Genomic DNA, 21,402 nt, shown 5'->3' on the forward strand with positions numbered 1-21,402 from the left:
TTTTATCTCCCTTTACTCTTCACGAATACCTGATTTCGCACGTTCTAATACAAGTTTTGCGCGATCAATAATCGGTGCGTCAATCATTTTACCGTTTAACGAAACAACACCAGCCCCTTGTCGTTCAGCTTCTGCTGCCGCTTCAATAATGCGTTTTGCCTGCTCCACGTCTTTTTGTGTCGGTGCAAATAAGTTGTGTAACAATTCAATTTGGCGTGGGTTGATTAAGGATTTACCGTCAAAACCAAGCTGTTTAATTAACGCAGCCTCTTTTAAGAAGCCTTCTTCATTGTTCGCGTTAGAATATACGGTATCAAAAGCCTGAATGCCAGCCGCACGTGCCGCTTGTAAAATAGAACAACGAGCAAAAAGCAGTTCAATCCCCTCTGGTGAACGCTCGGTTTTTAAGTTACGTACGTAATCCTCTGCACCCAATGCGATACCAATTAAACGTTTAGAAGCGAAAGCGATTTGGTTGGCTTGAGTGATACCTAATGGCGATTCGATGGCTGCTAGCATTTTAGTCGAACCTGCTTCTCGACCGCAGGCTTTCTCAATCTCAGTAATGGCGTGATCCATATCCAACACATCTTGCGCGCTTTCAGTTTTTGGCATACGTACCACATCCACACCCGCACGCACTACCGAATTCAAATCCAATAAACCAAATTCAGAATCTAGCGGATTAACACGAACTACGGTCTCAATTTCTTTATAAAGCGAATGTTGAAGTGCATGAGCGACTAATAAACGAGCAGAATCTTTTTCTTTGAGCGCAACCGCATCTTCTAAGTCAAACATAATGGAATCTGGTTTATAAATAAAGCTATTACTTAACATGGCGGCATTTGAGCCCGGCACAAATAACATACTTCTTCTTAATTTCATAGCACAGCCTCCCAGTTAATCGTTTCATCAGTTGCACGCATTGCAGCAGTTTTTACTCGAGCTTGTAACACGCAATCTAACGCCCCTTTGTCTTCTACAATGACTTGTGCTGCTGTAATGCCTAGTTTTGCTAATACTTCACGAACTGTCGCTTCAATTTGCTCACCAAATTGTTTTGCTACTGAGCTATTGATTTCAATATCGAGTGAATCAAAAGGTTGAACCCGTACTTGAACATCACTGGATTCCAGTGTCCCTGCAACGGCTACTTTTGTTATTTTCATAGATTTTCCTTCCGTATATTGATGAATAAAAATGTATTTAAAAACGACCGCACTTTTGTAAATAATTTAACGTAGTCATAGGCACAAGCTCTGCGAGTTGAGTCCAATTTTTTTCAGCCAAATGCTTTCGTACTGTAGAAGCAGAAATAATGTGGTTGCTTGCTGTTTTTCTAGGTATCTCGATAACATTTATTTTTGGTGCATTCATTTCGGCATCCATTAACCAATAATGCATTTGGCGATTATATTCGGCAGTGACGGGACAATTTAGCTCAGTACCAACAAAGCGATGTGTTATTCCCAAAGCTTGAGCAATATGTAAACGGAATAACTTCAGATCAATCTCAAAATAACTTTCATCTGTAATTAATTGATCTTTTAGGAAATAATTTGGAAATGTTGCACGAGAAATAATATAGTCAGAGCCAGAATGAAGAGTGATATTGGATAAATCGAAAATACCTTGTTTAATCATTTCAAATCGTTCAGTGTAAGAAAATTGCGATGCGTCTTCACCGACAATAAATAAATGCAGATGATCACATTGTTGTAATGCTTGCTCAATTAAATAACGATGACCTAAGGTAAATGGATTCGCGTTCATTACAATCGAGCCAATTCGATTACCATCCACACGCATTTTCTCCCATAATGAGCATTGTTTTTGTAAACGCGTAGCACTATTTTCTAACAATACTACATAAGGATTGGCATCAGAGATGATATAAAAACCACAAGATTTGAACAACGTTGCATATTCGGGTTTTGTATAAATAAAAAGGTGTGGGCGTTTTAGCGTGTAAGCTAAATCAACCAATTCAGTAATTAATTGCAAGGCAACACCGCTACCACGCAAAGACTCATCAATCGCAACACATTTTATGATATTGCCTGCTAAACCGCCACAGACAACGATTTGTTCGTTATCATTATAGCCAACAACAAAATACTCGATTTGTTCATCTAATTTAAGCGCATTTTGATGTAAAAATGTCTGAATGAGAGAAAGTTTTTTTTGTTCAGTAGAAATTCGCTCAAATTGCATCGACTCTCCAAAAAAGAAGAAAACATAACATCACTACCAAGTTAGTAGTGTAGAGCTATTATAAGCGATGAGCAAATTACGATACAAGATAAGCTCATATTTTTCCCAACTTTATAATCTAATATTATCTTCACACTGCATTATACATTGAATAATTTATAGGCAATATTGGCGGTTATTCTGAGTTGTAAAAATAAACCGCACTTTTGTAAGAAGCAAAAAGTGCGGTTTAATTTAGCGGAATTTTAAATTATTTCACTAATCCGCCACTGGCTTGTAAATCAGCGTGATAAGAAGAACGAACAAATGGCCCACAAGCCGCATGTTCAAAGCCCATTTCATTGGCTTTATCACGGAATTCATCAAATTCAGTTGGCGGCACATAACGGGCAACAGGCAAATGATGACGGCTAGGTTGAAGATATTGACCCAACGTGAGCATAGTCACACCGTTATCACGTAAATCTTGCATCACTTGCAAAATTTCCTCGTTGGTTTCGCCTAACCCAACCATTAAACCAGATTTGGTTGGGATATTTGGGAACATTTCTTTGAATTCACGCAATAATTTAAGTGACCATCCGTAATCCGCACCTGGACGAATTTCTTTATATAAGCGCGGTACGTTTTCTAAATTATGGTTAAAAACATCTGGCGGATTATCTTTTAATTTTTCTAAAGCCTGTGTAACGCGACCACGAAAATCAGGCACTAAAATTTCAATCTTAATGTTAGGATTAAGCTCACGCACAGCTTTTACACATTCAGAAAAATGACCAGCACCACGATCAGGCAAGTCATCACGATCCACTGATGTGATTACCACATATTTAAGTTTCATATCTTGAATCGTTTCTGCCAATTTTTGTGGCTCTTCAGGATCTGGCGGTAATGGTTTACCGTGAGCCACATCACAGAATGGGCAACGGCGCGTACAAATTGCACCTAAAATCATAAAAGTGGCTGTGCCATGATTAAAACATTCGTGTAAATTTGGACAAGATGCTTCCTCACAAACAGAATGTAATCCGTGACGGCGCATTCCATTTTTAATGCTTTCAATTTTAGCTGAACTTGCTGGAAGTTTAATTTTCATCCATTCTGGTTTTTTTAATAAATCTTGATTAGGATCGATATTTTTTACGGGAATAATTGAGGTTTTTGCCGCATCGCGATATTTTACACCGCGTTCCATTTTGAAAGGCGTAGACATAGTATTTTCCTAAATAAAAATGCCCAAATTGGGCATTTAGTTTTTATAAAATGTTATAAAGTTGTTATATTATAGCCTAAAAGATCGGCGAAGTGTTTAATTAATTTTGCTGAAACATTATCGCAATCAGCTTCATCTTGATTAACAAAATCCGCTAACTGACACATTTCAAGCCCTGCATACCCACAAGGATTAATATAATGGAAAGGATTAAGATCCATATTAATATTCAATGCTAACCCGTGAAAAGAGCAACCACGACGAATACGTAATCCAAGAGAACAAATCTTTTTTCCATCCACATAAACACCTGGCGCATCAGGCTTTGGATAGCTTTCAATGCCATATTCAGCCAAAGTTTTAACCACCGTTTGTTCAAGTGCGGTAACTAATTGACGTACATTTAAGTTTTTATGGCGTTTAATGTCAATAAGCACATACATCACTTGCTGACCGGGTGCGTGATAGGTAATTTGCCCACCACGATCCGATTGCACCACAGGGATTTCACTACGTTGTAAAAGATGCTCTGGTTTACCTGCTTGCCCTTGTGTAAAAACAGGATAATGTTGTACTAACCAAATTTCGTCTTGCGTTTCAGCATTTCGAGTATCAGTAAAATCCTGCATTTTGTGCCAAATTTCTTGATAATCTTGCAATCCTAACTGACGAACGATAAGGGAATTGTTCATACTAAATAACCATTTTCACGCCTTCAACTTTAGCCAGTTCTTTATAGAGTGTTTCTACCTGATCAAAGTTTTCAGCAATAATATCAATTGAAACTGAATTATAAGTGCCTTTACTACTGCGCTTTTCTTTTGGAATATAATCGCCTTTAATATATTTTTGCACCACTTGTATAAGATCTTGTGCTAACCCTTCTCGATTAATTCCCGCAACTTTAAAAGTCATTTTTGCTGGAAATTCCATTAATTCCTTGAGTTTTGCATAATCGTTTTCTATTGTCATTTTCTTTCCTAAAAATAAAATAAATCAAAAAGTGCGGTCAATTTTCAACTTGTTTTTATGAAAATAACCCTTTCACAGTCAATACTAACCAATCCCATAGTTTACCAAAAATACCCGCTTCTCCCACATCATTCATCACTTGTAAATTGGCACTTGCAATATCCTTACCATCCAGTTGATAAACCACTTTACCAATCACTTGACCTTTTGCTAATGGTGCTTGTAAATTTTTATCTGCTAATTCATAACGAGCTTTAACCTCACTTTGTTTACCTTTAGGTATCGTAATAAAGTGATCCATGAAAGCACCAAGTTTTACTGAATTTTTATCACCATAATAAACCCTTTGTTCTGAAATTTCTTTACCAGCCTCTAAAGTTTTAAATGTTTCGAAATTAGCAAAACCCCATTGTAAAAGTTTCTTACTTTCTACTTCACGACCTTTGTAAGTTGGCACACCCATTACTACAGAAATTAAACGCATATTGTTTGATGTAGTCGCTGAAGCGACTAAGTTATATCCTGCTTGGCTAGTATGCCCTGTCTTCATTCCATCAACATTGATAGTTTTATCCCATAATAGTCCATTACGGTTAGCTTGTTTGATTTTATTAAATGTAAAGTCTTTTTCGGAGTAAATTTTATATTCTTCAGGTAAATCACGAATAATATGTGCACCAATAATTGCCATATCACGCGCGGAAGAATATTGATTTGGATCGTCTAAACCATGGGGCGTGGTGAAATTTGTATTTTTCAAACCAAATTGTTGAACATATTTATTCATTGTTTCTACAAAGTTCGGTACATTGCCAGAAATATGTTCAGCTAATGCAACAGTCGCATCATTACCAGAAACAACAATCACACCTCGATTTAAGTCTGCTACAGATACTTGTGTATTTAAATCTAAAAACATTTTTGATGAATCAGGGAAATTACGCCCCCACGCACTTTCACCAATGGTAACCATATCGGTATTATGGATTTTGCCTTGTTTTAATGCGACACCAACTACATAACTTGTCATCATTTTAGTCAGTGATGCTGGATATTGACGTTGATCTGGATTAAGTGCGGTCAAAATTGCACCTGAATTATAATCCATCAATACATACGTTTGAGCCGTAATTTGTGGTGGAGTTACGCCAAACTGCATATCCTCTGCAAATACCGAAAAAGCACTAAGTGCCACAAAACTTGATAAAAATGCGATTTTTGTTGTTCTTTTCAACATAGTGTGTTCCTACAATTAATTTTTATATGTGTAAACAATTAGTGGCTTGTTTACTGCCATTTTTTGTAATTTGGTTCTCACTTGTGCCATTTGTGCTTTATTATCAAAAGGCCCAATATAAATTTCATATTTATTTCCTGCCCTATTCACTTCAGTCTGAATATTCGCTAACGCAAGTTGCGTAATTAATTTATTTGCTTGGCTACGAGAGGTTAATTCAAGCATTTTCAAACGGTAAAATTCGGTTCCTTTTAGAGCATTTATTGACTTAGATGCGCTATCAAAAAGTGTGTTAGATTTTAATACTAAACGATCGACAGCTTCCTGAGTTTTTGCTTGTTTAGCCAGTGTTTTTGTGGCTGCGCCTGATAAATTCCCATTTTTAGCAACGTGCAACGCCTCAATTCTTACCTGCCCTATGCCACGGGAAATTAAGCCAATTTCTTTTGCCGCAGCGTGTGAAAGATCAATTAAACGTTTATCACTAAAAGGCCCACGATCATTAATACGTACGATAACTTTACGATTGTTATGTAAATTTGTCACTAAAGCATAAGAATTTATTGGCAATGTTTTATGTGCTGCAGTAAATTGTTTTGAGTTATAAACATCGCCACTTGCTGTTTTGCGCCCATCAAATTTAAGATGATAATAACTTGCTAAACCTTCTTTAATATAAGATTTGGCTTCATTCCCACTTTTAGTGGTATAAGTTTGCCCTTTTACTGAATAAGTCCTTGGTGCAGGCATTTGAGTTGCGATAGAAAGATTATCCCCTCGAATACCATACATTTTTTGCGTATCAGCCTGCACAGGAAAAGCTACACTTATCATAAATAGCAAAAGTACGGTCAAATTTAACCCAGTTTTTAATTTCATAAAATATTAACGCTTTTCATTTATTCTTTCTTTAAGAAAGAAAAAAATGAAATTAGCTCCTTTTCATAAATTGACTTTTATGCGTATGAATAGACATCAGTAAACCAAAACTTGCCATAATCGCAACATAAGAGGTACCACCATAACTAAATAAAGGTAATGGCACACCCACAACAGGCAAAATTCCGCTTACCATTCCAATATTCACAAATACATAAACAAAGAAAATTAATGTTGTTGCACCAGCAAGAATACGCCCAAAAGAAGTTTGAGCATTTACGGCAATCATTAAACCTCGCACAATAATAAACAAGTAAATCGCCATTAAAATCAAAAAACCAATCATTCCGTGCTCTTCACCCATTACCGCAAAAATAAAATCTGTATGAGGTTCGGGCAAAAATTCTAATTGTGATTGAGTCCCCTGCATCCAGCCTTTTCCGCTTAATCCACCAGAACCAATCGCAATCTTTGATTGTAAAATATGATAGCCAGCACCGAGAGGATCTTTTTCTGGGTCCAATAATGTGAGAACGCGAGTGCGTTGATAATCGTGCATTAGATATAACCACATGATCGGAATAAATCCAGCTAAGCCAATCACTGCAGCTAAAATAAGCCACCAGCTCATTCCTGCTAAAAACACGACAAATAAACCTGACGCACTGACCAAAATTGCTGTGCCTAAATCAGGCTGAATCGCCACAAGCAATGTTGGCAGTAGAATCATTGCAATCGCTATAAATGTTTCACTTAATTTAGGTGGAAGCGGACGATTACCTAAATACACCGCCACCATTAATGGCACAGCAAGTTTTACAATTTCAGAGGGTTGAAAACGAATAAATCCAAGATCAAGCCAACGCTGTGCACCTTTACTTGTCGTACCAATAACATCTACCAAGATCAATAACACAAAACCAATTAAATAAAGATAAGGTGCGATGCGTTGGTAAAATCTTGGTGGAAATTGAGCCATTAACAGCATAACAATAAATCCAAGTAAGACCTGAATAATTCGGCTATTAAACATCGTTTCGCTGGCACCTGATGCACTATATAACACCAGCATACCATAAGCAGTTATTGCAAGAAGTCCGATAAACAGCCAAAAATCAATATGCAAACGTTGCCAAACACGCAACCAAAAAGGGATTTTATCTTCCATTTATTTGTTCGCTCTCTTGTGACAAATCTTTTTTTTGCTGAATAGGTACATTATATTTTTCAACTTGTGGTAAACGCTGATTTAAATAGTAATCCATCACTTTACGTGCTAAGGGTGCGGCATTACTTGAACCACCACCTGCATTTTCTAAAATCACTGTTACAACTAATTTAGGATTATCATAAGGGGCGTAAGCGGTAAACCAAGCGTGATCATGCAATTCTTTTTTTAAGCCTGCCGTATTATATTTTTCATTTTCCTTTAAACTAAACACTTGTGCAGTGCCAGATTTCCCTGCAACACGATAATTTGCATCTGCAAAGGCTTTTCGCCCAGTTCCATTTGCAGCATTAACAACATTGTACATACCGCGTTTCGCTGCCTCCCAAGCTGCCACTTTAGGTGTGTTAATATCAGGATAAAGTAACGGATCTTCATAAGGCTCTAATACTGCACCTTCAATTGCTTTCATCAAATGCGGTGTATTTACTTTGCCATTATTGACCAATATTGTCGTCGCTTTTGCTACTTGTAGTGGTGTTGCCGTCCAATAACCTTGACCAATCCCAACCGAAATCGTATCGCCTTGCACCCAAGGGCGTTTATAACGTTTTTGTTTCCATTCTCGAGTTGGTATATTGGCAGCCGTTTCTTCTTGAATTTCAATCCCCGTTGGCATACCAAAACCAAAATCCTTCATCCAATTAGAAAGGCGATCAATACCCATATTATAAGCCACTTGATAAAAATAAGTATCAGAGGATTCAGTAATCGCTTTATTCAAATCCGTATCCCCGTGGCCTGTTTTTTTCCAATCACGAAAACGTTTTGTGGAATTAGGTAATACCCAATATCCCGGATCAAAAATCGTTGTGTTTGGTGTAATCACATTTTCAGTTTGTGCGGCTACTGCAATAAAAGGTTTGACTGTCGAAGCAGGCGGATACGCACCTTGTGTCGCACGACTATAAAGTGGACGAGCAAGATCATTTAATAAACGTTTATAATCTTCGGAGGAAATACCATCAACAAATAAATTATTATCATAACTTGGTGTAGATACCATCGCTAATACACTACTATCCTTCGGATCAAGCACAACTACAGCACCTTTTAGTCCCGATAAAAGTTCAGTAATATAACGCTGTAATGCCAAATCAATGGTTAAATGAATACTTTTTCCCGCCACAGCAGGTCGGCTACGCAAAGTGCGGATTACTTTGCCGCGATTATTAATTTCTACTTCTTCAAAACCCGTGGTACCTTGCAGTATATCCTCGTAATAACGTTCAATACCCAATTTTCCAATATCGTTCGTTCCCGCATAATTCGCGAATTTATCCTCTCGTTTCAAACGTTCTACATCTTTATCATTCATTTTACCTACATAGCCCAAAATATGCGCCATTGTTTCGCCATATAAATAATGGCGTTTGAAATAAGGACGTACCTCTAAGCTCGGGTATTGGTAGCCATTTACCGCAAAGCGTGAAATTTGTTCTTCTGTTAAATTCGGCTTTAATAAAATCGGTGTATAACGCGTTCCGCGGCGACGTTCCTTTTTAAAATTTTCAATATCGTTATCCGTCAATCCCACAATATAGCGTAATTCATCTAAAGTGCGGTCTAAATTTTCAGTTTTTTCTGGCACAATGTATAAACCAAAAAAAGTAAGATTTTCGGCTAATAATTTGCCGTAACGATCATAGATTAAGCCACGTGTTGGCGGTAAAGGTAATAATTTAATTCGGTTACCATTAGAACGCGTTTGGTAAGTATCGAAATTAACAATCTGTAGCTGATAAATATTGGTGAATAACACGCCTGTTAAGAGCAGAATCCCCAAAAAAGCCACTAACGTTCGGCGTGCAAAAAGGTTACGCTCCGCTTTTTTATCGCGGAACGGTTCGTGCGTTGGTGTATTGAAGAATTTTTTTAAATTCATCTGACTAAAATAAGGATGTATTATTCTCGATGATAAGGATGATTAGTGGTTAGCGACCACGCACGATACAAACTTTCAGCCACCACGACACGAACAAGCGGGTGAGGTAATGTCAAGGGAGAAAGCGACCAACTTTGCTCTGCAGCAGCTTTGCATTCTGGCGAAAGCCCCTCAGGCCCACCAATCAATAAACAAACATCGCGACCATCATTTTTCCACGCTTCTAGTTGCTCAGCTAGCTGCGGCGTCGTCCAAGGTTTACCAGGAATATCTAACGTCACGACTTTGCCTTTTCCACAGGCCGCTAACATCGCTTTACCTTCTTGTTCTAAAATGCGTTTAATATCAGCATTTTTTCCACGCTTGCCTGCTGGGATTTCAATTAGTTCAAAAGGCATATCTTTTGGGAAACGGCGTTGATATTCCTCAAAACCCGTTGTAACCCAAGAAGGCATTTTTGTTCCGACGGCAATTAACGTGATTTTCACAAGTCATCCTTATCTAAAAAGTGCGGTTATTTTTTACCGCACTTTACTAAAATTTACGCCCAAAGTTTCTCTAATTGATACATTTCACGGGCGTCACGTTGCATGATATGTACGATAGCTTGACCAAGATCCACCACAATCCAATCTGCAGTATTTTTACCTTCTTCGCCAAAGGTTTCAAAACCTGCTTTTTTACATTCTGTAATTAAATTATCTGCCATTGCAGAAACTTGGCGACTCGACGTCCCCGTGCAAATAATCATATTATCCGTAATCGAGGATTTTCCACGTACATCAAAATGTACAATATCTGTTCCCTTTAACCCATCTAAGGTTTCCATCAAAAATTCAACTAACGCCATTTTGTTCTCACTTAGCAATAAAGGTGCGGAATTCTATCATTGAATACCCTCTTGCGCAAAATCCACGCAAAAAATAAGCGCGAAATTAACCGCGCTTTTTATGTCTAAATTGAAATTATTTTTACTATGCTGCCCATAATAACACTGCCAATAACTGTGGCGACATTATTCGCAAGAACATCACCAATGGATACACAGTTGCATAAGAAAGTGCTGCAGCACCGTTATCTTCTTTAATTTCATTCGCAAATGCTAAAGCGGGAGGATCCGTCATTGAACCTGCAAGTAAACCGCATATTGTGAGGTAATTAAGTTTTCCATATAAGCGTGCTATAGTCCCAACAATAATCAACGGCACAAAAGTGATAAAAATACCGTATCCCATCCATTCAAGTCCCGAACCATTCACTAAAGTATCAAAGAAACTTCCACCTGATTTTAAACCAACAACCGCCAAGAAAAGAACAATCCCAATTTCGCGCAATGCCAAGTTAGCACTTGGTGGCATAAACCAGTAAAGTTTACCAATCGTGCCAATTCTCGCTAAAATCAACGCAACCACCAATGGCCCGCCAGCAAGCCCTAATTTTAACGCAACAGGGAAACCTGGAATATAGAATGGAATCGAACCAACGAGTACCCCTAAACCAATACCGATAAACACTGGTAACATTTGCACTTGAAGTAATTTCTGTTGTGCGTTACCAATAACTGAAATGGCCTGATTTAGTACATCACTGCGTCCAACCATATGTAGCACATCGCCAAATTGCAGTGTGGTATTTCCCGTTGGAACTAACTCAATCCCTGCACGATTTAAACGTGAAATTACAACCCCATATTTTTGATGAATGCCTAACGCACGGATCTTTTTGCCTAATACTTTTTCATTCGTTACCACCACACGCTCGGAACGAATTTCGCCACTATAGGCAACGGTTGGTGCATCAACTTCGTGTCCGATAATTAAACGCATTTTAGCAAGCGAATTATCATCACCCACTAATTGTAAAATATCGTTGGTACGAATCTCAGTACTTGCCTTTGGAACAATTTCCATATCATCGTGTTTTAAACGTGAACATACGACTTCTTCATCGCTAAATCCCGGAATTTGAATTAACGTCAGACCATCTAGATTTTGGTTCGTCACTTTTAAAGAAATATTATGTAAACTTTCTTTATCTTGGCTGCTCTCCGCATTAAAACGAGCAGCTTCATCGTCCACTTTGACGTTAAAAAACAAGCGGATTAACCACATTGCAAGCAAAATACCGCAAATCCCGAATGGATAAGCCATTGCATAAGACACCCCCATAGTTACAGTGGTTTGAGGCACCCCTAATTCTGCTAAAATTTGCTGCCCTGCCCCCAACGCAGGCGTATTAGTAACAGCACCAGAATAAATACCTAAGGCAATATCCAGTGGAACATCCGCAATTTTATGTACAAGAACCACGGCAATTGACCCCAGCACAATAATCAAAATGGCAAAGGCATTTAGCTTTAAACCAGATTTTCGTAAAGAAGAAAAAAAGCCAGGCCCAACCTGAATACCAATAGTATAAACAAATAAAATCAAACCAAATTCTTGCACAAAATGCAGCGTATGCGCATCCAGTTTCAAGCCATATTGATCAGTGAAATGGGCAACAATAATGCCGCCAAACAGCACGCCACCAATGCCAAGCCCAACCCCGCGGATCTTCCAATGCCCGATCCATAAGCCGATTACGGCGACGAGGGCAAGAAGACTAATCGTGATCGCAATATCACTCATATTGACCCCTTAAAAATGAAATTTAACTCCTTTGGATTATATCCAAGTTGTTTTTTGAAAACCTTAACCAAACTCAAAAAATGATACGTTCGTCACATTTTTTCTTGCGAAATTGAGCATAGACTCTACAATACCGAAAATTTTTGACCCTTTTACAAAAAGTGCGGTTATTTTTCACCGCACTTTTATCTCGGATGGAATATTTATGGATTACAGCCAAGAAGCCATTACTTCTCTTATTTGGATTTTACAAACTCTAGCCATCACCTCAGTCGTCTTTAGTTTTGGCATTTTTCTTTTGGTGCGTTTTACCCAATGGGGAAAACAATTTTGGATGTTTGCAGGCGGTTATCTTTCGCCTAAACGTAGCATTAAACCTATCTTATTCTTTCTGCTTATTGTTGCAATGACATTACTTAGCGTACGTATCAGCCTTGTACATTCTGAGTGGTACAAAAATATGTATACCTCATTGCAAGAATTTAATGAACATGTATTTTGGCAACAAATGGGCTTATTCTGCGTCATTGCCGCAAGTTCTGTTTCAGCAGCATTAGTAAGCTATTATTTAGAGCAACGTTTCGTCATCAACTGGATTGAGTGGCTTAACGAACAGCTTGTTGATAAATGGATGGCACACCGCACCTATTACAAAACACAGTATTTATCAGAAAACCTAGATAACCCCGATCAACGTATTCAACAAGATGTGCAATCTTATGTAAAAACCACGCTTTCTTTAAGCACTGGCGTCATTGATGCGGTCACCTCGATGATCTCTTACACGATTTTGTTATGGGGATTAGCAGGACCAATGATAGTACTTGGCGTAGAAATTCCGCATATGATGGTATTTTTAGTGTTTGGTTATGTCATTTTCACAACCCTCATCGCATTCTGGCTCGGTCGCCCATTAATCTCATTGAATTTTATTAATGAACGCCTAAACGCAAACTATCGTTATTCTTTAATTCGCATTAAAGAATATGCTGAAAGCATTGCTTTTTATGCGGGCGAAAAAGTCGAAAAAAATCAGCTTTATCAGCAGTTCAACGCCGTCATTCACAATATGTGGGTCATTATATTTAGAACACTAAAATTTTCAGGATTTAACCTAGTCGTAAGCCAAATTTCTGTTGTTTTTCCATTGTTAATTCAAGTTGGACGTTACTTTGAAAAACAAATAAAACTAGGCGATCTAATGCAAACCTTGCAAGTATTTGGTCAGTTACACGCAAATCTTTCATTCTTCCGTAATACTTATGATAATTTTGCAAGCTATAAAGCAACGCTAGATCGTTTAACTGGGTTCAGTTATGCCATTGAAAAAGTAAATAATAAATCACAAACACAGATCCACAATCATCCAACAGATGTGATTTTCAAAAATTTAAGTATTCAAAATCCATTAGGTCATACACTAATTAAACATCTAAACATTACCTTACCGCAAGGAACAAGTTTGCTTATTCAAGGAAAATCTGGGGCAGGAAAAACCACGCTTTTACGCACCATTGCGGGGCTTTGGAGCTACGCCGAGGGGGAAATAAATTACCCTACTCACAATCAGCTTTTCTTGTCACAAAAGCCGTATGTGCCACAAGGAAATTTAATGTCAGCATTAGCTTATCCAAATAACTCTGACAATATTTCACATACACAAGCTGTAGAAATATTAAATAAAGTACAACTAGGACATTTGGCTGAACAATTAGAAAAAGAACAAGACTGGACGCGTATTCTTTCTCTTGGCGAACAACAGCGTTTGGCGTTTGCACGATTAATTCTACACAAACCAGCGGTGGCATTTTTAGATGAAGCCACAGCTAGTATGGATGAAGGTTTAGAATTTTCGATGTATCAATTGTTACAACAAGAACTACCACAAACGACAATCATCAGTGTGGGACACCGTTCAACCCTTAAAACCTTACATCAACAACAGTTAATTCTGCAAGACAAAGGGCAATGGCAAGTGCTATAAAAAACGCTAAAAAACACTGTAATCGCAACGCTTTTTTTGATACATTTAGTGCAATTTTTTGTATGTTTGACAAAGTCATTTTCTACTTTTTGTCAAACAAAACTAACTTTCATTTTAAACGGTATAATTATGTTATTTAAAAAAATTCGTGGGTTGTTTTCAAACGATCTTTCTATTGATTTAGGCACAGCTAATACTTTAATTTATGTCAAAAGACAAGGTATTGTACTTGATGAACCCTCTGTTGTTGCGATTCGTCAAGATCGCGTAGGCACATTAAAAAGCATTGCAGCTGTGGGTAAAGAAGCTAAATTAATGTTAGGTCGTACTCCCAAAAGTATTGTAGCAATTCGTCCGATGAAAGATGGCGTTATTGCAGACTTTTTTGTGACAGAAAAAATGTTGCAATACTTTATCAAACAAGTTCATAGCGGTAATTTTATGCGTCCAAGCCCGCGTGTATTAGTATGTGTGCCAGCTGGTGCAACACAAGTAGAACGCCGCGCAATTAAAGAATCAGCAATCGGTGCTGGTGCGCGTGAAGTATATTTAATTGAAGAACCAATGGCAGCTGCAATTGGGGCTAAATTACCCGTTTCTACTGCAGTTGGTTCTATGGTAATTGATATCGGTGGTGGTACGACAGAAGTGGCTGTAATTTCCTTAAATGGTATCGTATATTCTTCTTCCGTGCGTATCGGTGGAGACCGTTTCGACGAGGCGATTATTTCTTATGTTCGCCGCACTTTTGGCTCGGTTATCGGAGAACCTACCGCCGAACGCATCAAACAAGAAATTGGTTCTGCTTATATTCAAGAAGGTGATGAAATTAAAGAAATGGAAGTACACGGACATAATTTAGCCGAAGGTGCGCCACGTTCATTTACTTTAACATCACGTGATGTCCTAGAAGCCATTCAACAACCATTAAACGGTATTGTAGCAGCGGTTCGAACCGCACTTGAAGAATGCCAACCAGAACACGCAGCAGACATTTTCGAACGTGGTATGGTATTAACTGGTGGCGGTGCTTTATTACGTAATATTGATATTTTACTTTCTAAAGAATCTGGTGTCCCTGTTATCATCGCAGAAGATCCATTAACCTGTGTTGCTCGTGGTGGTGGCGAAGCATTAGAAATGATCGATATGCACGGCGGCGATATTTTTAGTGATGAAATTTAATTAGAATATGAACAAAAAGTGCGGTTAAAAATAGCCGCACTTTTCCTTTCATTTTTTTCATTCAACAAGAGAAAGTTTAATGAAACCCATTTTCGGCAAAGCCCCTCCCCTAGGTATTCGTCTGCTTATCGCTATCTTTGCATCTATTGCCTTAATTTTAGCTGATGGACGTAATAGCTCAATAACGAAAGCACGTAGTGCAATGGAAACAGCAATAGGCGGTTTATATTATCTTGCAAATAGCCCTAGAAGCATCTTAGATGGCATTTCAGAAAATCTTGTTGATACCAATAAATTACAAATTGAAAACAAAATACTACGCCAACAGCTTTTGGAAAAAAATGCAGATTTACTTTTACTTGATCAACTCAAAGTTGAAAATCAGCGATTACGTCTTTTATTAAATTCTCCGTTAAGAACCGATGAATACAAAAAAATTGCCGAAGTTCTTACTGCAGAAACAGATATTTATCGCCAACAAATTGTTATTAATCAAGGCAAAAAAGACGGTGCTTATGTAGGTCAGCCTGTCATTGATGAAAAAGGCGTCATTGGACAAATTATTTCCGTGGGCGAAAATACTAGCCGAGTACTGCTACTCACAGACGTAACACACTCAATTCCAGTGCAAGTTCTACGCAATGATGTTCGTGTTATTGCGAGTGGGACTGGGCATACCGATGAACTAAGCCTCGATAACGTGCCTCGTTCCGTTGATATAGAAAAAGGCGATCTTCTCGTAACCTCTGGGCTTGGTGGACGTTTTCTTGAAGGCTATCCCGTAGCTGTTGTACAAAGCGTTTCGCGTGATAGCTCTAATTACTTTGCAATAGTTAAAGCTAAACCTTTAGCTTTATTAGAACGTTTACGTTATGTACTTTTACTTTGGCCAAGTAACCTAGATATATCAAAAGTAAAATCAATATCGCCAGAAGAAGTTCGCAATCTGGTGCAAAAACGTTTAGAAAGCCAAGCTAATGAAGCAAATTATAGAGTGAAAAAAACACCCTTAACAGAAAAAGACTTTCTAGAAAATGAAGAAAAAACCATTATTGAACCAGATATTCCAACAGATTTTCTTCAAAATGAAGAAGATCTTCCCATAGAACAGCAAGAAGAAAGGATAGAAGACTAATGCAAACACGATTTATTTTACAATGGTTCACTATTTTAAGCTTCTTTGTTATTGCCTTTGTATTAGAACTTGCACCTTGGCCAGTTGGTTTCCAAATGCTAAAGCCTGCGTGGCTTGTACTTGTATTACTTTATTGGGTATTAGCTATTCCCAATAAAGTAAGTATAGGCTGGTCATTTTTACTCGGATTAACTTGGGATTTAATATTAGGCTCTACATTAGGCGTTCACGCTCTCGTACTTTCTACGAGTATGTACATCATTGCCAAAAACTATTTAATTCTGCGAAATTTATCACTTTGGTTCCAAAGTTTATTGGTTGTACTTTTCGTCTTCATTATAAGATTACTTATTTTCTTAGTTGAATTTTCACTCCATACTGCCTTTTTTCATTGGCAAGCCATCTTGGGCGCATTCGCTTCTGGTTTACTATGGCCGTGGGTATTTTTATTAATGCGCAAAATACGCAGAAAAGTTAAATTACATTAAAAAAGAGAGATAACTCTCTCTTTTTTATGATTTATGAATGTTTCAAACACCTAATTCAATGGCTTATTGCTATCCAGTAAAGAATCACATTCCCAACCGATATACTCTCCCGAAAATTGTTCAGCCAATTTTTCAAAACGTTCTACTTGTTCAAAAATTTCGCCATTTTCTAATGAAATTTCTTGCTCTAATTTTACCAAGAAATAAGGTTCGTCATCTTCATTAAACTGAATCGCTTGTGCAGAATATTGTAATGTCGTGAAAGAATAATCCCCTAAACTAAGCTCATCCATAAAAGGGAACATTTTCTGCTCTTCATCAAAATGAAAACTATGCTCTACTAAATAGGTATCACTTAAATTACGACCTTTACTTTTTAATAAATCAAGCAATTCTTCCGTTGCATTTAACTTAATCTCCAATGGAGAAGCGAGCAAAAAGTCAAAATAAGTATCCCAAATTAAATCCTTTTGCACATTAATATCTTTAACAAAATCAATTTGTTGTAAAGTTTCTACAATAAGATTTTCGTGCTTACAATAAAAATGTATTTTTATTTGAGAATTACAAATAAAATGCCCCGCAAAAAATACATTTGGAAGTGCGGTTAGTTGTGTCAAAATTTTAAATACACGGTTAATTAGCTTATCGTATTCAACTTCTGAGGGTAAACCCGTTTCATCATCAGCCTGATAATCAATAGTAAACTGCACTATTTTATCGAGACCTTTACCGTGATATTTTTCAACATCTTCAATATTTGCGGTAAACACGGCAGGCATACCATTCACAGTAGAACGATAATTCTGCCAATTTGCCATATCCATTTCGCTTTCCTATTTAAATTCAGCCCAAATCGGTGCGTGATCAGACGGTTTTTCCATTGCTCGAATATCTAATGCAATGCCCACATCGACACATCGTTCAGCTAATTTTTGGCTTACCAAAATATGATCAATGCGTAAACCTCGATTATCATCAAAACCTTTAGAACGGTAATCAAACCACGAGAATTTATCATTTGCTGTTGGGTTCAGCTTACGGAAACTGTCTTCTAATCCGTAATCATACAAACGTTGATACCACGCTCGTTCTTCCGGTAGGAAAGAACATTTACCTGTGCGTAACCAACGTTTACGATTTTCATCTCCGATACCAATATCTAAATCACTTGGACTAATATTCATATCGCCCATAATTAAAATCGGATTAGATTTGTCGTGTTCTTTTTCTAAATACTGTTGAAGATCTGCATAAAATTTCTCTTTAGCTGGAAATTTAGTCTCGTGCGCACGGCTTTCCCCTTGAGGGAAATAGCCATTAATGACAGTCAATAAACCAAATTCAGTTTCCAGATCAGCCATAATAATGCGTTTTTGCGCATCTTCATTGTCAGTTGGAAAACCACGACGAACCACTTTAGGTTCTTGTTTAGTCAATAATGCTACTCCATAATGACCTTTCTGACCGTGATGAAATACGTGATAACCTAAGTTTTCTGTAATTTCATAGGGAAAAGCCTCGTCAGCAACTTTAATTTCCTGTAAGCCAATCACATCTGGCTGATATTTTTCAATAATGGCTTCAAGTTGATGTGGGCGAGCACGTAAACCATTTATATTGAAAGAAATAAATTTCATTTTTGTTCCTATTAAAGAGTGAAATTGGCTTTATTATACAGAGATTTCTATTTTGATAAAAACGGCTTTGTCAGATAAACCTGAATTTGCTCAAATACTGTAGGCTTAATCCAAAATTGACCTTGAGAAGGTAAACAAGTGACCGAAATAAAATTATTTAGATAATCAAATTCCAATTGAGTAGCGTGCAAATAAGTGCGGTCAATTTTTTCTGTGTTTTTACCATAAAGCCCATCGCCTAAAATCGGGCTACCTAAACTTTTCATCGCAACACGTAATTGATGCGTTTTCCCCGTTTGTGGTTTTAAAATAAATAAACGTAAATTAGGCTCACAGCTTACACTTGCAAAACGCGTAATTGCTGGATTTTCTTTGGTTTGACAAAGTTTCCATGCGCCCTCTCGAGCTTTCTTCATATCCCCGATGATCAATCCTTGTTTCTTTTTAGGCTTTTGGTTACTTAATGCCAAATAAGTTTTATGAATTTTGTGTTCAGAAAAAAGTCGTGAAAATTCAGCCGCACTTTCAGCATTTAACGCCAGAATTAACAAACCCGAAGTTACTTTATCTAAGCGATGAACCAACCATACTTTAGGCACATTCAGTTGTTTTGCAACAAGTTCTGTTAAGCCTTGTTCTTCTTGATCTTTATGAACGCTAATGCCTTCAGGCTTGTTGATAATAATAAAATCGCTATGTTGATAAACAACCTCGATTTCCATCAGATTTGCTCCTTTTTGTAAATTTTATTTTTACCGAGAACAATATCTTTTACCGAACTAAGTAATTCCTGTTGAATATGTGACAGTTTTGGTTTTTCGTTTAATTGAAATGCTAACGGACGACAAAGTTCCATTGCTTTCACGCCTAATCTAGCAGTGAGTAATCCCACACCAATTCCTTGAGCGATACGTGTAGATAATTTTGCTGTCACATCTTGAGAAAGCCAATCCATTCCAATATCTTGTGCCACTTCGGTTGCTCCAGCAAAAGCGATATTGACCAATACCATTCTTAACAATCTAATACGTGAAAAATACCCTAATTCAATCCCATAAATTTCAGCAATCTTATTCATCAATCGAAGATTGCGCCACGCGATAAAAAACATATCCACTACAGCAAGTGGACTAATCGCGACAATCACAGCTGATTCAGCTGCCATTTTACTAATCAATTTTTTAGCTTGTGCATCAAAAGAAGACAAAACATGACGACTGAATAAATGAGCAATTTCTTGCGCCGAATAAGCTTCATTTAATTGGTGTTGCCATTGAATTACCGCTGGAGAATCATTTTCCAAACCTAAAGATTTTGCAATATCTAAGCAAAGAATTTTACTTTTTTCTGCGTTATGAACGGAAAAAACATCGCCATTTTTTACCGCACTTTCTAACCAAATCTGCTGACTTTGTTGCCATTGCTCACGTTTTTTTAAACGAACTAAACGTCGCCACTCGCCAATAATCTCTTTAATCCCCAATAAAATGATAATCAAACTAACTAAAGCAAAAGCAAGATAAATCCATTGATGTTGTTGATAGCTATCCCAAATCCACTGCACGGATTGTGCAACCGTCGCCAAGCCAAATAAAAGTGCGGTAAATTTTAATAAAGTTTTTCTAAAACTGGATTTTGGTTTCAATGCTTGTCCAAGTTGAGCATCAAGTAACTCTCCGTCCAACGCTTCATCTAGCTTTGCTTCCATATTATGGAATTCTTGCTTGGGCTGATAGTGTTCTTCCTCTACATTAACTGAATGTTCAAAAATTTGTTTTTCCATTGCCTATTCCAAAAAATAACCCCACTAAATAGTGGGGTCATAAAGTCAAAATTCAATCATTATTCATCACTTGAAAAGATAGAAAGTAATCTTAATAAACTCAAGAATAAATTGTAGATTGAAACATAGATGTTCACGGTTGCGCGAATGTAATTTGTTTCTCCACCGTGAATAATATTACTGGTTTCATACAAAATGGTCATTGTTGAGAACACAACAAATAATGCACTAATTGCGACCGATAACGCAGGAATTTGGAAGAAGAAACTCGCCACCATACCAAGCAATAACACAATAAATAATGCGAACATTGCGCTTGATAAGAATGACATATCTTTTTTCATAGTCAATACATAAGCGGAACACGCAAAAAACACGATAGCAGTTCCTGCGAATGCAAGCATAATCAAATCTTCCATTCCACGTGCCACATACATATTTAAAATTGGCCCGATGGTGTATCCCATAAATCCAGTGAAAGCAAAAGCCGCCAAAATACCAGCAGGGCGATCAGCTAATTTATTGGTTAAGAAAAGTAAGCCATAAAAGCCAACCAATAACACAATAATATTTGGATAGGGCAAGTTTAAGCTCATTGAAATAAACGCAACAACCGCTGAAAAAGCCATTGTTAATCCCAGTAAAAAATACGTGTTACGCAACACTTTATGTGTGCTGAGTAACGATTCTTTTTGAGCATCCACAATAAGACGTGATTGCATAAAAGCTCCTTGTAAAATAAATAAAAAGTCTTCTGTAAAGTAAGGGCTAGGGATAAAAAAGTCAATGGTATTAATGGAATTAATTTCATCAAAATGAATAAATTATCATCATCTAAAGTTAAATCATCAAATTTCTATTTACATCAATAAAATATTCATTATACTACGCCCATCAATCACGGAGGAATGGTCGAGTGGTTGAAG

The 21,402-nt window shown here is 37.3% G+C and carries 22 protein-coding genes; 4 read left to right on the plus strand and 18 right to left on the minus strand.

Features of this window, described 5'->3' with window-relative positions; genetic code table 11:
- Positions 1 to 12 precede the first annotated feature (12 nt).
- The 13 genes from citE to HMPREF2813_RS07035 form a co-directional block, all read right to left on the minus strand.
- The gene (gene citE / locus HMPREF2813_RS06975; protein ID WP_011961846.1) at positions 13 to 888 is read right to left on the minus strand and encodes a citrate (pro-3S)-lyase subunit beta; all 876 of its coding nucleotides are present in this window, start codon (positions 886 to 888) and stop codon (positions 13 to 15) included.
- Positions 885 to 1,172 carry a citrate lyase acyl carrier protein gene (citD, locus tag HMPREF2813_RS06980; RefSeq protein ID WP_011961845.1) on the minus strand — a complete coding sequence of 96 codons (288 nt, stop codon included), beginning with the start codon at positions 1,170 to 1,172 and terminating at the stop codon, positions 885 to 887. Before citD ends, citE begins: the two co-directional genes overlap by 4 nt.
- Before the next feature lie 37 nt (positions 1,173 to 1,209).
- Positions 1,210 to 2,217, minus strand: a complete 1,008-nt coding sequence (gene citC / locus HMPREF2813_RS06985; RefSeq protein ID WP_011961844.1) for a [citrate (pro-3S)-lyase] ligase — start codon at positions 2,215 to 2,217, stop codon at positions 1,210 to 1,212.
- Between the two features lie 250 nt (positions 2,218 to 2,467).
- Complete coding sequence (gene lipA / locus HMPREF2813_RS06990; RefSeq protein WP_011961843.1) at positions 2,468 to 3,430, minus strand: lipoyl synthase; 963 nt, start codon at positions 3,428 to 3,430, stop codon at positions 2,468 to 2,470.
- A gap of 53 nt (positions 3,431 to 3,483) precedes the next feature.
- Positions 3,484 to 4,122 (minus strand): lipoyl(octanoyl) transferase LipB, encoded by a 639-nt coding sequence (gene lipB, locus HMPREF2813_RS06995; RefSeq protein ID WP_005649858.1) that lies wholly within the window; start codon positions 4,120 to 4,122, stop codon positions 3,484 to 3,486.
- Position 4,123: 1 nt separating this feature from the next.
- Positions 4,124 to 4,402: a DUF493 family protein YbeD gene (gene ybeD / locus HMPREF2813_RS07000; RefSeq protein WP_005649857.1), complete on the minus strand. Its 279-nt coding sequence runs from the start codon at positions 4,400 to 4,402 to the stop codon at positions 4,124 to 4,126.
- Positions 4,403 to 4,457: 55 nt separating this feature from the next.
- Complete coding sequence (locus HMPREF2813_RS07005; RefSeq protein ID WP_014550623.1) at positions 4,458 to 5,639, minus strand: D-alanyl-D-alanine carboxypeptidase family protein; 1,182 nt, start codon at positions 5,637 to 5,639, stop codon at positions 4,458 to 4,460.
- A gap of 15 nt (positions 5,640 to 5,654) precedes the next feature.
- On the minus strand, positions 5,655 to 6,518 hold the full coding sequence (locus tag HMPREF2813_RS07010; protein WP_014550622.1) for a septal ring lytic transglycosylase RlpA family protein: 864 nt from the start codon (positions 6,516 to 6,518) through the stop codon (positions 5,655 to 5,657).
- A 52-nt stretch (positions 6,519 to 6,570) separates the two neighbouring features.
- Positions 6,571 to 7,686 (minus strand): rod shape-determining protein RodA, encoded by a 1,116-nt coding sequence (rodA, locus tag HMPREF2813_RS07015; protein ID WP_005687466.1) that lies wholly within the window; start codon positions 7,684 to 7,686, stop codon positions 6,571 to 6,573.
- A complete protein-coding gene (mrdA, locus tag HMPREF2813_RS07020; RefSeq protein WP_005649850.1) occupies positions 7,676 to 9,631 on the minus strand; it encodes a penicillin-binding protein 2 in 1,956 nt (651 codons plus the stop codon). The genes rodA and mrdA overlap by 11 nt, the downstream gene beginning before the upstream one ends.
- A 20-nt stretch (positions 9,632 to 9,651) precedes the next feature.
- Positions 9,652 to 10,119 (minus strand): 23S rRNA (pseudouridine(1915)-N(3))-methyltransferase RlmH, encoded by a 468-nt coding sequence (gene rlmH, locus HMPREF2813_RS07025; RefSeq protein ID WP_005649848.1) that lies wholly within the window; start codon positions 10,117 to 10,119, stop codon positions 9,652 to 9,654.
- 53 nt (positions 10,120 to 10,172) lie between these two features.
- Positions 10,173 to 10,481 (minus strand): ribosome silencing factor, encoded by a 309-nt coding sequence (gene rsfS, locus HMPREF2813_RS07030; protein ID WP_005635481.1) that lies wholly within the window; start codon positions 10,479 to 10,481, stop codon positions 10,173 to 10,175.
- 124 nt (positions 10,482 to 10,605) lie between these two features.
- Entirely contained in the window at positions 10,606 to 12,261 is a 1,656-nt protein-coding gene (locus HMPREF2813_RS07035) for a putative transporter (protein ID WP_014550621.1), read from the minus strand.
- Between the two features lie 205 nt (positions 12,262 to 12,466).
- Here HMPREF2813_RS07035 and HMPREF2813_RS07040 point away from each other — a divergent pair, with 205 nt between their 5' ends.
- The 4 genes from HMPREF2813_RS07040 (at position 12,467) to mreD (ending at position 17,053) form a co-directional block, all read left to right on the plus strand.
- A complete protein-coding gene (locus HMPREF2813_RS07040) occupies positions 12,467 to 14,245 on the plus strand; it encodes an ABC transporter ATP-binding protein/permease (protein WP_011961840.1) in 1,779 nt (592 codons plus the stop codon).
- Between the two features lie 129 nt (positions 14,246 to 14,374).
- Positions 14,375 to 15,430, plus strand: coding sequence for a rod shape-determining protein (locus HMPREF2813_RS07045; RefSeq protein ID WP_005657804.1), 1,056 nt, complete (start codon positions 14,375 to 14,377; stop codon positions 15,428 to 15,430).
- 79 nt (positions 15,431 to 15,509) lie between these two features.
- The gene (mreC, locus tag HMPREF2813_RS07050) at positions 15,510 to 16,565 is read left to right on the plus strand and encodes a rod shape-determining protein MreC (protein WP_014550620.1); all 1,056 of its coding nucleotides are present in this window, start codon (positions 15,510 to 15,512) and stop codon (positions 16,563 to 16,565) included.
- The gene (mreD, locus tag HMPREF2813_RS07055) at positions 16,565 to 17,053 is read left to right on the plus strand and encodes a rod shape-determining protein MreD (RefSeq protein ID WP_005657800.1); all 489 of its coding nucleotides are present in this window, start codon (positions 16,565 to 16,567) and stop codon (positions 17,051 to 17,053) included. The genes mreC and mreD overlap by 1 nt, the downstream gene beginning before the upstream one ends.
- 50 nt (positions 17,054 to 17,103) lie before the next feature.
- Here mreD and HMPREF2813_RS07060 read toward each other — a convergent pair whose 3' ends face one another.
- From HMPREF2813_RS07060 to HMPREF2813_RS07080, 5 genes are read right to left on the minus strand one after another with little or no spacing between them, the layout of a single operon-like run.
- The gene (locus HMPREF2813_RS07060; protein ID WP_005649835.1) at positions 17,104 to 17,880 is read right to left on the minus strand and encodes a TIGR01619 family protein; all 777 of its coding nucleotides are present in this window, start codon (positions 17,878 to 17,880) and stop codon (positions 17,104 to 17,106) included.
- A 9-nt stretch (positions 17,881 to 17,889) separates the two neighbouring features.
- The gene (gene xthA / locus HMPREF2813_RS07065) at positions 17,890 to 18,693 is read right to left on the minus strand and encodes an exodeoxyribonuclease III (RefSeq protein ID WP_005657796.1); all 804 of its coding nucleotides are present in this window, start codon (positions 18,691 to 18,693) and stop codon (positions 17,890 to 17,892) included.
- A gap of 47 nt (positions 18,694 to 18,740) precedes the next feature.
- A complete protein-coding gene (locus HMPREF2813_RS07070; protein WP_005687482.1) occupies positions 18,741 to 19,415 on the minus strand; it encodes a TIGR01621 family pseudouridine synthase in 675 nt (224 codons plus the stop codon).
- Positions 19,415 to 20,476 carry a YcjF family protein gene (locus HMPREF2813_RS07075; RefSeq protein WP_014550619.1) on the minus strand — a complete coding sequence of 354 codons (1,062 nt, stop codon included), beginning with the start codon at positions 20,474 to 20,476 and terminating at the stop codon, positions 19,415 to 19,417. The genes HMPREF2813_RS07070 and HMPREF2813_RS07075 overlap by 1 nt, the downstream gene beginning before the upstream one ends.
- 59 nt (positions 20,477 to 20,535) lie before the next feature.
- The gene (locus HMPREF2813_RS07080) at positions 20,536 to 21,198 is read right to left on the minus strand and encodes a Bax inhibitor-1 family protein (protein WP_005687486.1); all 663 of its coding nucleotides are present in this window, start codon (positions 21,196 to 21,198) and stop codon (positions 20,536 to 20,538) included.
- Positions 21,199 to 21,402: the final 204 nt, after the last annotated feature.

The organism is Haemophilus sp. HMSC066A11 (genome assembly GCF_001811665.1).
In the GTDB taxonomy this organism is placed as follows: domain Bacteria; phylum Pseudomonadota; class Gammaproteobacteria; order Enterobacterales; family Pasteurellaceae; genus Haemophilus; species Haemophilus influenzae.